This is a genomic window from Streptomyces sp. NPDC001714 (genome assembly GCF_042892755.1).
In the GTDB taxonomy this organism is placed as follows: Bacteria; Actinomycetota; Actinomycetes; order Streptomycetales; family Streptomycetaceae; genus Streptomyces.
In genome coordinates this window covers 593,849-607,943 of the sequence record NZ_JBIAUL010000003.1, presented here as the reverse complement: position 1 = coordinate 607,943, position 14,095 = coordinate 593,849, and the positions used below count along the sequence as shown (strand labels likewise).

Genomic DNA, 14,095 nt, shown 5'->3' with positions numbered 1-14,095 from the left:
ACAGTGGCCCGCCAACCCGCTCCGCCGGGCCGCGTTTTGAGCAAGACCAGGGCGGAGTATGGCGTTCCTTTGGAGTCGGACTGCGATCATGACGACCGCATGACAACGCTGAGCTGACCTGCTTCCACCGGCGTTCTCGTGACCGCACCCGCGAACGCTCCGTGGAGACCCCGTGCACAGATCCCGTCCCGCCGTCGGACTGTCCCTCGCCATGATCGTCGTGGCGGGGGTGATGAGCGGCTGGGGGACAGGGCGCGCTGTGGCCGATCCCGGGCCGGGCAGGACGCTGTACGTGGAGCAGTACAGCACGGTATGCAGTGACAGCGGTACGGGGACGCAGAGCCGACCCTTCTGCACCGTGCAGGCCGCCGCGGACGTGGTCGAGCCGGGGGACACGGTCCGGATCCTGGGGGACTACTCCCTGTCCCCGCACCCCGAAGCGGTGACCCTCACCCGGTCGGGGACCAGCGACAAGCCGATCACTTTCAGCGGAGCGTCCCCCCTCCCGTCAGGTCGTCTGAGTACGGTGCTCGCCACTCCGGCCTCCGCACCGGCGCTGACGCTGAAGGGCGTGCACGACGTACGGGTCGAGTCGCTGGCCTTCACTGACGACCACCACTCGGACGTGGTGGCGGTGACCGGGTCCGACCATGTGACCATCGACGGGCTGACGGTCGAGAACGCCGCCCCGTTGAGCCCCGTCACCAGCACGGCGATCGGCGTGGACGGCACGTCCTCCGACGTGACCGTGTCACGGAACACGATCAACCCCAGCACCGCGTACGGCGTGCGGGTGGCGCCGGGAGCGGCCCGGGTCACCGTGACGACCAACAGGATCCTCACGCAGCAGCAGGCCGGCATCGCGGTGTCGGGGGCAGTCGACGCCGACGTGACCAGCAACACGGTCTTCGCACCCTGCGCCACCGCGATCTCGCTGGACGGCGGCAGCTCCGGGGTGGTGGAGAACAACGTGGCCGTCGACGTTACCAACGGCTCGATGCAGACCAGCATCTGCCAGGCGCCGACCGCTCCGTTCTACGCGGTGTCGGCCGACTCCGCGAGCCGGGTCACCGCCGACTACAACGTGGCGGCGCACGAGGTGTCCTCTTCCGCCCCCGCCCGCACCGAGTACTCCTGGGCCGGCACCTCCTACACCACCAGCGGGGCCTTCCGGGACGGGACCGGGCAGGGCGCGCATGACATCGACGGGATCAAGGCGTACTCGGCGACGCCGTCCGAGCACTCCCCTCTGATCGACTCGGCCGACGCCACCGCGCCGGGTGAACTCAGCACCGACTCCCAGGGGCGTGCCAGGGTCGACGACCTGCTGGTCGACGACACCGGCAACGGCACGGGCCACCCCGACCGGGGCGCCCTGGAACGGCAGGACACCCTCACCATCGCCTCCGGCGACGTTCCGACGCCCCCGAAGGGGCTCGCGCCGCTCGGCGTCTCCATGAAGACCGACGCCACCAGCTCCTGGGGCGCGCCTCTCACCTACTCGCTCGACTTCGGCGACGGCAGCGACCCGGCCACCGGCACGCCCGGCACCCCGGCCAGCCACACCTACACCACGCCAGGGCGGTACACGACGCGCATCACCTTCACCGAACCCGACGGAACGAGCGCCGGGAAGTCCTACGCCGGGGTGGCGGCAGGTACGGCCACCCCGCCCGCCACCGCCCTGTCGGTCGCCCCGGACACCGCGAACGGGCAGGTCGACGCCGGGTCCGCGCGGTTCACCGTGCCGGCACCGGCCGACGCATGGGAGGTCGACGGCCGAACCCTGAGCTACGGCGACGGCACGCAGGACAACCTGGCCGAGGGCGCCCAGCAGCCCACGCACCAGTACCCGGCCCCCGGCACCTACACCGCCACCCTGACGCAGACCGACCTGCTCGGACGTACCACCACCGCCACGGCCGTCTTCCACGCCGCGGACGCCTTCGTCGCCGTGACCCCGCAGTACGACACCCAGAAGACGATCGCCGCGCACGGCGTCCTGAAGCTCTCGGCGGCCACGCTGCGGGCCGACTCGAACGGCGTGGACGCGGTGCAGCTCCAGCTCGTCACCAGCAACGCGAAGGCGAGCGGCGCGCTCACCCTCTACCCCCACGGCACCACCCGCCCAGGCACCGCCGACACCGCCTTCGAGCCGGGCCGTACGGCCACCGCCGAGACCACGGTGAAGGTCACCCCGACCGGTTCGGTCGACCTCTACAACGGCAGCTCCGGCGCGGTGACGGTCAACGTCGCCACGGTCGGCCTCCAGTCCCACGCCCAGTACGCCGACACCTACCACCCGGCCGCTCCGGTCCGCCTGCTCGACACCCGCACCGGGACCGGGGGCGGGCGGAGCCCGGTCGCCGGCGGCCACTCGGTCACCCTGGCCGTCGGCGGCACCCACGGCGTCCCGGCGACCGCGGACGCGGTGGTCCTCGACGTCACGGCCACCACCACCAAGGCCTCCGGCGACCTCACCGTCGCCACGCACAGCACCAACGGCTCCGTCGTGAGCGGACCCCACTGGACCACCGGCCAGACCGCCACCACCCAGGTGGTGATCCCCGTGTACGACGGCAAGGTCGTCCTGCGCAACGAGAGCAAGGCGTCGGCGAACCTCGTCGCGGACCTCGTCGGCTGGTACGGCACCGCCACGGGCGGCTCGGAGTTCCTGCCGGTCGCCCCCGCCCGCGTCCTCGACACCCGCACCGGAACCGGCACCGGCAAGGTCGCCAGGCTCGCCGCCCACGCCACCCTCAAGCTCAAGGTCACCGGCGCCCACGGCGTCCCCGCGACCGGGGTCACCGCCGCCGACCTGAACCTCACGGTGCCCGCCCCGTCCGGAAACGGCTACCTCGTCGCCTACCCCGACGGGACCTCGCGCCCCGGCGTCTACTCGCTGAGCTTCACCAAGGGACACACCGCGGCCGGCCGCGCGCTGGTCAAGACCGGCACCGACGGCGAGATCGACCTCTACAACGCCGGTACCACCTCGGTGGACGTGTACGCGGACCTGCTGGGCGACTACGACGTCTTCCCGGCGGGCTGACCGGAGAGAGGGGACACGATGGCACCCGAGGTCCACGGCTTCGAGATCGTCCGGCGCGGCTACGACCGCGCCCAGGTCGACGCCTACCTCGCACTCCTGGTCCCGGGTACGGTCCCGGACCCGCCGCCCGCCTTCGACATCGTGCGCCGCGGATACGACCGCGCCCAGGTCGATGCCCGGCTGGCCGAGTTGAGGGCGTCCGGCGGACACACCTGAACCTCCTTGGCGGCACGGCCCGCCACCGCTAGGTTCTGGCGGGTCAACACGTCACCAGGGTGGGGAAGATGAGCCGGGATCAGGACATACAGCTGGAGAAGGACCGTGCGCGCTACGGCCTCCTCGCCGTCGTCGTCAGCAACCTCGCGATCGCCGCGGTCGCGATCTTCGGCGTCTGGCGGCTCAACGGCAACGAGTCCGTGATCATCGGCGTGCTCACCGCCGCCTTCACGGCGGTGAGCAGCATGACCACGGCGTACCTGGGCATCAAGGCCGTGTCGAACACGGCAAAGTCCATCGCCGCAGCCTCCGCCCCCGCCCAAACCCCTACGCCCCCTGCCCAGCGAACCCCCTGAGGGCTTTCACTCACCGGCGCCGACCGGGTGCCGCCACACCCACCCGTGCCGCCCTGCGGCCCGCCTGCCCGCAGCTATGCATGCAGGACGCGGCAAGACAGCGCCCCGTCAGGGGCGCTGGGGGTACCCCCGGCCGAAGGCTGGGGGAGGAACTGCGCGACCAGCCCCCACCGGCCCGCACCCGAACCGAACCGTCCGCCCCCGCACTCTCGGCCAAACCGCCGGAGGCAAAAGCGTTCGCCATGAATTTCCATGAGGTGAGATCCTGGACCGCGTATGTCTACGCATCCCGCCCCCGCCCTCGGCCCCCTAGCCCCCCGCCTGACCGAGCTCTCACTGCGCGACGCGCACCGGCTCGGGCGCAGGCTGGAAGGTGCGCGCAAGATCCGTAAGCCGGAGGCCCGGGCCGCCGTCCTCGCCGAGATCGAGGCAGAGGTGGCCAGGGCCGAGGAACGGATGGCCGGCCGGCGCGCCGTCGTGCCCGCCGTCTCGTACCCCGAGCAGCTGCCCGTCAGTCAGAAGAAGGACGAGATCGCCGAGGCGATACGCGATCACCAGGTCGTGATCGTCGCCGGTGAGACCGGCTCCGGAAAGACCACCCAGATCCCCAAGATCTGTCTGGAGCTCGGCCGGGGCGTGCGGGGCATGATCGGGCACACCCAGCCCCGCCGGATCGCCGCCCGTACCGTCGCCGAGCGGGTGGCGGAGGAGCTGCGGACGCCGCTCGGGGAGGCCGTCGGCTGGAAGGTCCGCTTCACCGACCAGGTGAACCCCGACGCCACCTTCGTCAAGCTGATGACGGACGGCATCCTGCTCGCCGAGATCCAGACCGACCGCGAGCTGCGCGCCTACGACACGATCATCATCGACGAGGCCCACGAGCGGTCCCTCAACATCGACTTCCTGCTGGGCTACCTCGCCCAGCTGCTGCCGCGCCGGCCCGACCTCAAGGTCGTCATCACCTCCGCCACGATCGACCCCGAGCGGTTCTCCCGGCACTTCGGCGACGCCCCGATCATCGAGGTGAGCGGCCGGACGTACCCGGTCGAGGTGCGGTACCGGCCGCTCCTCGAGGAGGACGCCGAGGACGCCGACCGGGACCAGATCACCGCCATCTGCGACGCGGTGGAGGAGCTCCAGGGCGAGGGGCAGGGCGACATCCTCGTCTTCCTCTCGGGGGAGCGGGAGATCCGGGACACCGCCGACGCGCTCACCAGGAAGAACTACAGGTTCACCGAGGTCCTGCCGCTCTACGCCCGGCTCTCGCACGCCGAGCAGCACCGGGTCTTCCAGCCGCACACCGGCCGCAGGATCGTTCTGGCCACCAACGTCGCCGAGACCTCGCTCACGGTCCCGGGCATCAAGTACGTCATCGACCCCGGCTTCGCCCGGATCTCCCGCTACAGCCACCGCACCAAGGTGCAGCGGCTGCCCATCGAGGCGATCAGCCAGGCCAGCGCGAACCAGCGCAAGGGCCGCTGCGGTCGTACCTCCGACGGCATCTGCATCCGGCTGTACAGCGAGGACGACTTCGTCTCCCGGCCGGAGTTCACGGACGCGGAGATCCTCCGTACGAACCTGGCGAGCGTCATCCTGCAGATGACCGCGGCCGGCCTCGGCGACATCGAGAAGTTCCCCTTCATCGACCCGCCGGACCACCGCAACATCCGCGACGGCGTGCAGCTGCTCCACGAGCTCGGCGCGATCGATCCGGCCGAGAAGGACCCGCGCAAGCGGCTCACCGAGACCGGCCGAAAGCTCGCCCAGCTGCCCGTCGACCCGCGGCTCGCCCGCATGGTCCTGGAGGCCGACAAGAACGGCTGTGTCCGCGAGGTCATGGTCATCGCCGCCGCGCTCTCCATCCAGGACCCGCGCGAACGCCCGGCCGAGAAGCAGACCCAGGCCGACCAGCAGCACGCCCGCTTCCGCGACGAGACCAGCGACTTCCTCGCCTTCCTCAACCTGTGGAAGTACGTCAGGGAGCAGCAGAAGGAGCGCGGCTCCAGCTCCTTCCGTCGCATGTGCAAGCAGGAGTTCCTGAACTTCCTGCGCATCCGCGAGTGGCAGGACATCTACACGCAGCTGCGCACGGTCGCCAAGCAGATGGGCATCCACCTCAACGAGGAGGACGCCCCCGGCGACCGCGTGCACGTCTCCCTCCTGGCCGGCCTGCTGTCCCACATCGGGATGAAGGACGTGAAGGACGGCGCGAAGAACGAGTACCTGGGGGCGCGCAGCGCCAAGTTCGCGCTCTTCCCGGGCTCCGCGCTCTTCAAGAAGACCCCGCGGTTCGTCATGTCGGCCGAACTGGTGGAGACCAGCCGCCTCTGGGCCCGGGTCAACGCGAAGATCGAGCCGGAGTGGGTCGAGCCGCTCGCCGGGCACCTCCTGAAGCGGACGTACAGCGAGCCGCACTGGGAGAAGGACCAGGCGGCCGTGATGGCGTTCGAGAAGGTCACGCTCTACGGCGTACCGATCGTCGCCGACCGGAAGGTGAACTACGGCCGGATCGACCCGGAGGCCAGCCGCGAGCTTTTCATTCGCAACGCACTGGTCGAGGGCGACTGGCGGACCCACCACAAGTTCTTCGCCGACAACCGCAGGCTCCTCAGCGAGGTCGAGGAGCTGGAGCACCGGGCACGGCGCCGGGACATCGTCGTCGACGACGACACCCTCTTCGACTTCTACGACCAGCGGGTGCCCGAACACGTCGTCTCCGGCGCCCACTTCGACTCCTGGTGGAAGCGGAAGCGGCACGAGCAGCCGGAGTTCCTGGACTTCGAGCGGGAGATGCTGATCCGGGAGTCGGCGGAGGCGGTCACCAAGACCGACTACCCGGATTCCTGGCGGCAGGGGCAGCTGAAGTTCCGGGTGACCTACCAGTTCGAACCGGGTGCGGACGCGGACGGCGTGACCGTCCACATCCCGCTCCAGGTCCTCAACCAGGTGAAGGACGAGGGCTTCGACTGGCAGATCCCGGGCCTGCGGGAGGAGGTGGTCACGGAGCTGATCCGCACCCTCCCGAAGCCGATCCGCCGCAACTACGTGCCCGCGCCGAACTTCGCGAAGCGCTTCCTGGACACCGCGGTCCCCCTGCAGGAGCCCCTCACCACGACCATGGCGCGCGAGCTGAAGCGGATGGTCGGCGTGCCCTTCGAGGCCGAGGACTTCGACTGGGCGAAGGTCCCGGACCACCTGAAGATCACGTTCCGGATCGTCGACGAACGGCGCCGGAAGCTGGCCGAGGACAAGGACCTGGAGGCGCTGAAGCTCCGGCTGAAGCCGAAGGCGCGCCAGGCCCTCTCCCAGGCCGCCGCGGCCACCGCGGAGCGCCAGGGCGGCGAGTCGCTGGAGCGCAAGGGCCTCACCGACTGGACGATCGGAACCCTCACCCGCGTGTTCGAGACGCGCCGGGCGGGCCAGCCGGTCAAGGCCTACCCGGCCCTCGTCGACGACGGCGACACGGTCTCCGTGCGCCTCTTCGACACCGAGGAGGAGCAGTCCGAGGCGATGTGGAAGGGCACGCGCCGGCTCATCCTCCGCAACATCCCGGTGAACCCGGCGAAGTTCGCGTCGGAGAAGCTGACGAACGCCCAGAAGCTCGCGCTGTCGGCGAACCCGCACGGCACGATCCAGGCCCTGTTCGACGACTGCGCGATGGCGGCGGCGGACAAGCTGATCGCCGACTTCGGGGGGCCCGCGTGGGACGAGGAGTCGTACCGGAAGCTGTACGACAAGGTGCGCGCCGAGATCGTCGACACGACGGTCCGCACGGTCGGGCAGGTGCAGCAGGTCCTTGCCGCCTGGCAGGCCTGTGAGCGCCGTCTGAAGGGTGTACGGAGCCCCGCGCTCCTCGCGAACCTGACGGACGTCCGCAAGCAGCTGGACGCCCTCGTGAAGCCCGGCTTCGTGACATGGGCCGGCATACGCCGGCTGCCCGACCTCATGCGCTATCTGGTCGCCGCCGACCGCCGGCTCCAGCAGATGCCGACGAACGTCCAGCGGGACACCACCCGCATGGAGAAGGTCCACGAGATGCAGGACGAGTACGCCTGGCTCCTGGAGCAGCTCCCGAAGGGCCGGCCGGTGCCGCAGCAGGTCCTGGACATCCGCTGGATGCTGGAGGAGCTGCGGGTCAGCTACTTCGCGCACGCGCTGGGCACGGCGTACCCGATCTCCGACAAGCGGATCGTGAAGGCGATCGACACGGCAGCTCCGTAACCGACCGGGCACGCTGGGTGAGTTCGACCAGGGCCCACCCCCTCCTGTACAGTCCTTCTCGCAGCACGACGCAAGACAGAGTGCCGCGAAACCTGGTCCTGTGGAGCAGTTTGGAGTGCTCGCCACCCTGTCAAGGTGGAGGCCGCGGGTTCAAATCCCGTCAGGACCGCATGAGACCGAGGCCCGCATCCCATCAAGGGACGCGGGCCTCAAGCATTGCCACCCCGGGACACCACCCTCGCCACCCCTCCAGCCGGAGGCCGCGCCCGCGGCGCAGCCGCAATCGAATCCAGCAAATCCCGTCAGGACCGCCCAACCGCCAAGGCCCGCATCCCGCAAGGGAAGCGGGCCTTGCGCATGCCCAGACCCCCCCCCTTCTTTTCCCGCCGCGACGGCGCTCAGCCACGACGGTGCCCCTCGGCGGTGCCGAACCCACCGGCCGCGAGCCGGTTCGGCACCGCCGGTCCGCGCCACAGTGGTGGCCTGCCGCGACGGCGGGAAAGAGGGGCGCCACAGCCCGGAGGAGGCGGCGAGGGCGGCGACACCGGGTCGACCCGCAAGGAGCGATCCGGAAGCAAGCGAGCCGGAAGAGGTCCTCTTCGGAGGTAAGTGGGCCGGAAAAGAGCCAGACCGGTCGTATGCAGTCGGCGTGGGGCGCGCAGTGAGTAGCGGCCGGCGCCCTTGACGGCGTCACATTCGCTGGCTACCCAGGAGGGAGGGCACGGTTGGTGTCGGCCCCCTTCTGGAGGTGGCGTATGGCGGCTTCGGTGCGGCACGAGACGCGGGCGTTGCTGAGGGCCCACCTGGCGGCCGCCTCGTCGTACCGGCATCTGACCCGCCGCTGCGCGGTCTGCCATCAGCTGCTGCGGCTGGCCATGGACTCCGCCCCGCACGCCGCGGAGCCCCCCGAGGACGCCACGGAGGATCAGGATCCCGTCGACGCATGACGGGACGCGACCGGCGCCGGGCCCAACGACCCTTCCCTCAAGGGCCGGTGGAGCGCGAGACTCCTCTAGCGCACCCGGGGCAGTACAAACAACCCGTGCGGTATGTGACGGGTGTCACCGCATGAGTTTCCGAAACGGCGGTACTTACCACCTTCCTACAACTGGTCAATTTAATATGTGCAATTGCACCACCCTGTGGACCCGCCCCGGACCCCCTCCGGGTGCCCGCACAGCAGATCCGACAGCGGTCCCCAGACTCCGACAAGGCTGCTCACAGAGGCGCTGGTTACGGTGGCCGAAGCCCCCACGGGACCCCATGGACGCACAAAAAAGATCGCGCTGGACCCGGCGGAGTCCAGCGCGATCTACGACGCACCCTGTGTCGCTTGCCTGAGAAGTTCTTGTCGGCCTGGGCGTGGGTCCCGTTGGGGCAGGTCCCGCGTCGCTTGGAGCTAGGGTTTCGGGCACCTCGGCCAGTTGGGGGACCGGTCGGTTTGCCCGCTATTCAGTTTTGGTCAGGCCTCGCTGCGCTGCTGCGGAATGCCCGCCAGCAGGGCGCGCACCTCAGCCTCGCGGTAGCGGCGGTGTCCGCCGAGCGTGCGGATCGACGTGAGCTTGCCGGCCTTCGCCCACCGCGTGACCGTCTTGGGGTCGACGCGGAACATCGTGGCGACCTCAGCCGGGGTCAGCAGCGGCTCGGCATCAGGGGTGCGAGCGGTCATGAGCGGCCTCCTCGGGAGAACCGAACCTTCTCGGTTCTTTCCTCTAAATTCTGCACCTTGACCCGCGTTGCCCGAAATGGCGGACGCGAGTCGAGTCGGTTATAGGACGAACGGCTTGTCCTCGGCACTACAACTACACCATCCGTCCAGCCGCGTCGGCCAAACCGATGGAATTGCCCTCCCAGGTAGGCATCAGCCGCGGAAGCCGATGGACCATGCCATAGCGGACAGTCACGCCACTGTGACGATCAGTCACAGGACGATCAGGAGTCACCAGACCCCCCAAAGCACGTAATGCTGAGAATCCGCCCACAGTGCACCACACTTGGACGGATGGAGCCCTCCCCGGACTCCTTGTCCTATTTTGGCACGAGGAGTGGCAAGAGGCGCAAGAGCCGCGTAAGTGCGATCCGTCACCCTTGGCGCAAAAGCCCGGATCGGGATCCAACGTCCTGTGCGTTCACTGAAGTGCCGTCAACGTACGTTGTTTCATGCCTTCTGGGCCGTGACGTACATCACTCACCGCACACACGTCACGCAGGTGTCATCCGGTTGTAAGCCACATCGGACGCCCCGTCACTCATTACGGATCACCGGGCATCCGCACTCAGAGCGGCCCTCAGTTCGCCGAACGGCGGTCCCGTACCGCCCGCCACCGCTCCACCAGCCGCCCGTACGCCTCCCCGGCCGCCGCCCCGTCGCCCTGCCGCAGCGCCTCGATGCCGGCCGCCACGTCGGCCGCCGAATGGTCGCCCTCCAGGTCCCCGGCCGGCAGGGTGTGCACGAGACCGCCGTAGTCCAGCTCGACCACCGAGCGCGGATGGAACTCCTCCAGCCAGCGGCCGACGTCCACCAGGCCGTCGATCAGCGGCCCTTCCTCCACGGTGTCCTTGAGCGTGCGCAGCGCCCGGGCCACCCGGCGCCGGGCCTGCACCATCGGCGTGCGGTAGCGCAGCATCGGGGGGATCTCGGCGGTGCCCTTCTCGTACCGGCGCTCCTCGTCGGAGACCAGCACGAACCAGTTCAGCGGCACCTGCCAGGTCGCCGTGCGGATCCACGGCCGGCAGTCGGGGTTGCGGACCAGCCAGCGCTCGTAGTCCATCGTGGCCTGCCGGCGCACGACCGGCGGCAGCATGGCGTCCAGGACCGACGCGGGCAGTTCGTCGGAGAGTTCCTGCAGGGCCTGCCAGCCGCGCAGCCGGGTCCGCCACGGGCAGACGCAGACGACCCCGTCGACCTCCAGGACGAAGGCTTCGCCGCTCTCCTGCACCGGCACCGGAATCGGCGGGGTGGGCAGCAAGTCGGCCAGGGAGCGCCGCAGTTCGTCCTGGTAGGAGGGCCGCTCGGGACGGCGGGCGTAGCGCGTCCAGTGGTCGCGCTCCCGGTCCGGGAAGGCGGCCAGCGGCTCGTACACACGCAGGTACGTGGCGTAGGGGACGACCACCGAGGACACCTTGGGCACGCCTGCTCCCTCCCCATCGGACCGGGCTCGAAACCAGCGGAACCCACGACGGAGTCGGCCGGGGCCGGCCGCGGAAACCACAGCAAATCGTCCCACGCTCATACGTGCACTCACGGCACGGGAGAGTGATCCTGAACACTGCGCGGATGGGGTACGGGCAATGGCTCTACGCTCATGCCAAGCCCCCGCCACCCTTACGGGAGCCCCCGCTTCCACCCGCCGCGACACACGCGACACAACCGGGAGTCACCACAGTGACCGACGTTTCCACCGGCGTCCTGCACACCCTGTTCCACTCGGACCAGGGCGGTCACGAGCAGGTCGTGCTCTGTCAGGACCGCAAGAGCGGCCTCAAGGCCGTCATCGCCATCCACTCCACCGCGCTGGGCCCCGCCCTCGGCGGCACCCGCTTCTACCCCTACGCCAACGAGGAGGAGGCCGTCGCCGACGCCCTCAACCTCGCGCGCGGGATGTCGTACAAGAACGCCATGGCCGGTCTCGACCACGGCGGCGGCAAGGCCGTGATCATCGGGGACCCGGACCGGGACAAGACCGAGGAGCTGCTGCTCGCCTACGGGCGGTTCGTGGCCTCGCTCGGCGGCCGGTACGTCACCGCCTGCGACGTCGGCACGTACGTCGCCGACATGGACGTGGTGGCCCGGGAGTGCCGCTGGACCACCGGGCGCTCCCCGGAGCACGGCGGCGCCGGCGACTCCTCCGTGCTCACCGCCTACGGCGTCTACCAGGGCATGCGGGCCAGCGCCCAGCACCTGTGGGGCGACCCCTCGCTGCGCGGCCGCGCCGTCGGCATCGCGGGCGTCGGCAAGGTCGGGCACCACCTGGTCGAGCACCTCCTGGAGGAGGGCGCCCGGGTGGTCGTGACGGACGTGCGCCGGGAGGCCGTCGGCCGGATCTCCGACCGCCACCCGCAGGTCCAGGTCGCCGCCGACACCGACGCCCTGATCCGCGTCGAGGGCCTCGACATCTACGCCCCCTGCGCGCTCGGCGGCGCCCTGAACGACGAGTCCGTGCAGGTGCTGACCGCCCAGGTGGTGTGCGGCGCGGCCAACAACCAGCTCGCCCACCCGGGCGTCGAGAAGGACCTCGCCGACCGCGGGATCCTCTACGCGCCGGACTACGTGGTGAACGCCGGCGGGGTCATCCAGGTCGCCGACGAGCTGCACGGCTTCGACTTCGACCGGTGCAAGGCGAAGGCGGCGAAGATCTTCGACACCACGCTGGCCATCTTCGCACGTGCGAAGGATGACGGGATTCCGCCGGCCGCGGCGGCCGACCGGATCGCCGAACAGCGGATGCACGAAGCGGCAACGGCGGGCGGCCACTGATCGAACACCGGGTTTCCGGACGGATTTCCGGTACCCGCCGACGGGCACTTGGAGAGAACTCTCACGTTCGTCGGCGGGTCGTCCGCCAGGAAGTGGTTAAAATCGTGGTTGACCAGCGGGGACGGGGCACCTCGCGGGTCGTGCAGCCAGGCGCGTGGTGCGGGCGACGTACCGTATGGGCGCGGGCTCAGGTACCGTGGAAGCCCTACGGACCGGTCTCTCCGAGGAGAGCCCGTTCCGGATCATGAACGCGTGTCAGACTCTGGGGCCGTCGAGCCCCGTCACCGAGGGGGTCGAGCCATGGGGCGCGGCCGGGCCAAGGCCAAGCAGACGAAGGTCGCCCGCCAGCTGAAGTACAACAGCGGTGGGACTGACCTGTCACGTCTGGCCAGCGAGCTGGGCGCATCGACTTCGAGCCAGCCGCCGAATGGCGAGCCGTTCGAGGACGACGACGAGGATGACGACCCGTACGCCCAGTACGCGGATCTCTACAACGACGACGATGAGGACGAGGACGAGGACGATCAGTCCGGTCCGCACTCCCAGCATCGTCGCGGTGCTTGACGCCAGCGGCTGCTGAGCCGCTTCACTGACCCGGTCCGGGATTTCATCGCCGGACCGGGTTTTGTGCTGGCTTCACGGGGCTCCGCCCCGGACCCCGCTCCTCAGAACGCCGGGGGGCTAGTTCGGTGCGTAGTCCCCCACCAGCTCCGCGCCGGTGGTGTGCTCGCCGCGCTCGGTGATCTCGCCGGCGACCCAGGCGTCGACCCCGCGGTCGGCCAGTGCGGTCAGCGCCACGTCCACCGATTCCTGCGGGACGATCGCGATCATGCCGACGCCCATGTTGAGCGTCTTCTCCAGTTCGAGCCGCTCGACGCTGCCGGTGCGGCCGACCAGGTCGAAGATCGGACCGGGGGTCCAGGTGGCGCGGTCGACGGTCGCGTGCAGGTGGTCCGGGATCACCCGGGCCAGGTTCGCGGCGAGCCCGCCGCCGGTGATGTGGCTGAAGGCGTGGACCTCCGCCGTCCGCATCAGGGCCAGGCAGTCCAGCGAGTAGATCTTGGTCGGCTCCAGGAGCTCCTCGCCGAGCGTCCGGCCCAGTTCCTCGATGTGCGCGTCGAGCGCGAGGCCCGCCTGGTTCAGCAGGACGTGCCGGACCAGGGAGTACCCGTTCGAGTGAAGCCCGGAGGACGCCATGGCGATCACCGCGTCACCCGTACGGATACGATCCGCGCCGAGCAGCCGGTCGGCCTCCACCACGCCCGTACCGGCGCCGGCGACGTCGAAGTCGTCCGCGCCGAGCAGGCCCGGGTGCTCGGCCGTCTCGCCGCCCACCAGGGCGCAGCCGGCCAGCACACAGCCCTCGGCGATGCCCTTGACGATGGCGGCGACCCGCTCCGGGTGGACCTTGCCGACGCAGATGTAGTCGGTCATGAACAGCGGTTCGGCACCGCAGACCACGATGTCGTCCATGACCATGGCGACCAGGTCGTGGCCGATGGTGTCGTACACACCCAGCTGCCGGGCGATGTCGACCTTGGTGCCCACGCCGTCCGTCGCGGAGGCGAGCAGCGGGCGCTCGTAGTTCTTGAGGGCGGAGGCGTCGAAGAGCCCGGCGAAGCCGCCGAGGCCGCCGAGGACCTCGGGGCGCTGCGTCTTCTTCACCCACTCCTTCATCAGCTCTACGGCGCGGTCGCCCGCTTCGATGTCGACGCCGGCAGCCGCGTAGGAAGCACCGGAGGACTGACTCTCAGACATTGCCTGGGATCTTTC

10 protein-coding genes and 1 tRNA gene are annotated in these 14,095 nt (G+C 69.9%); 8 read left to right on the top strand and 3 right to left on the bottom strand.

What is annotated here, in order from left to right; genetic code table 11:
- The first annotated feature begins 172 nt into the window (after positions 1-172).
- The 6 genes from ACFY0P_RS11515 (at position 173) to ACFY0P_RS11490 (ending at position 8,792) form a co-directional block, all read left to right on the top strand.
- On the top strand, positions 173-3,052 hold the full coding sequence (locus tag ACFY0P_RS11515) for a PKD domain-containing protein (protein WP_388909990.1): 2,880 nt from the start codon (positions 173-175) through the stop codon (positions 3,050-3,052).
- 18 nt (positions 3,053-3,070) lie between these two features.
- Positions 3,071-3,268: a DivIVA domain-containing protein gene (locus ACFY0P_RS11510; RefSeq protein WP_388909987.1), complete on the top strand. Its 198-nt coding sequence runs from the start codon at positions 3,071-3,073 to the stop codon at positions 3,266-3,268.
- A 68-nt stretch (positions 3,269-3,336) separates the two neighbouring features.
- Positions 3,337-3,624 (top strand): hypothetical protein, encoded by a 288-nt coding sequence (locus ACFY0P_RS11505; RefSeq protein WP_388909984.1) that lies wholly within the window; start codon positions 3,337-3,339, stop codon positions 3,622-3,624.
- A 276-nt stretch (positions 3,625-3,900) separates the two neighbouring features.
- Positions 3,901-7,845 (top strand): ATP-dependent RNA helicase HrpA, encoded by a 3,945-nt coding sequence (hrpA, locus tag ACFY0P_RS11500; protein WP_388909981.1) that lies wholly within the window; start codon positions 3,901-3,903, stop codon positions 7,843-7,845.
- A 94-nt stretch (positions 7,846-7,939) separates the two neighbouring features.
- Positions 7,940-8,014 (top strand) — tRNA-Asp (locus tag ACFY0P_RS11495).
- A 586-nt stretch (positions 8,015-8,600) separates the two neighbouring features.
- A complete protein-coding gene (locus ACFY0P_RS11490) occupies positions 8,601-8,792 on the top strand; it encodes a DUF6274 family protein (protein WP_388909978.1) in 192 nt (63 codons plus the stop codon).
- 515 nt (positions 8,793-9,307) lie between these two features.
- Here ACFY0P_RS11490 and bldC read toward each other — a convergent pair.
- The gene (bldC, locus tag ACFY0P_RS11485) at positions 9,308-9,514 is read right to left on the bottom strand and encodes a developmental transcriptional regulator BldC (protein ID WP_003949541.1); all 207 of its coding nucleotides are present in this window, start codon (positions 9,512-9,514) and stop codon (positions 9,308-9,310) included.
- A 619-nt stretch (positions 9,515-10,133) separates the two neighbouring features.
- Positions 10,134-10,976, bottom strand: coding sequence for a hypothetical protein (locus ACFY0P_RS11480; RefSeq protein WP_388909975.1), 843 nt, complete (start codon positions 10,974-10,976; stop codon positions 10,134-10,136).
- A gap of 254 nt (positions 10,977-11,230) precedes the next feature.
- Here ACFY0P_RS11480 and ACFY0P_RS11475 point away from each other — a divergent pair, with 254 nt between their 5' ends.
- Positions 11,231-12,322 carry a Leu/Phe/Val dehydrogenase gene (locus tag ACFY0P_RS11475; protein ID WP_388909972.1) on the top strand — a complete coding sequence of 364 codons (1,092 nt, stop codon included), beginning with the start codon at positions 11,231-11,233 and terminating at the stop codon, positions 12,320-12,322.
- A 300-nt stretch (positions 12,323-12,622) separates the two neighbouring features.
- Complete coding sequence (locus ACFY0P_RS11470) at positions 12,623-12,886, top strand: DUF3073 domain-containing protein (protein WP_046733692.1); 264 nt, start codon at positions 12,623-12,625, stop codon at positions 12,884-12,886.
- A 117-nt stretch (positions 12,887-13,003) separates the two neighbouring features.
- Here the strand turns inward: ACFY0P_RS11470 and purM are convergent, their stop codons facing one another.
- A complete protein-coding gene (gene purM, locus ACFY0P_RS11465; protein WP_388909969.1) occupies positions 13,004-14,080 on the bottom strand; it encodes a phosphoribosylformylglycinamidine cyclo-ligase in 1,077 nt (358 codons plus the stop codon).
- Between the last annotated feature and the right edge of the window lie 15 nt (positions 14,081-14,095).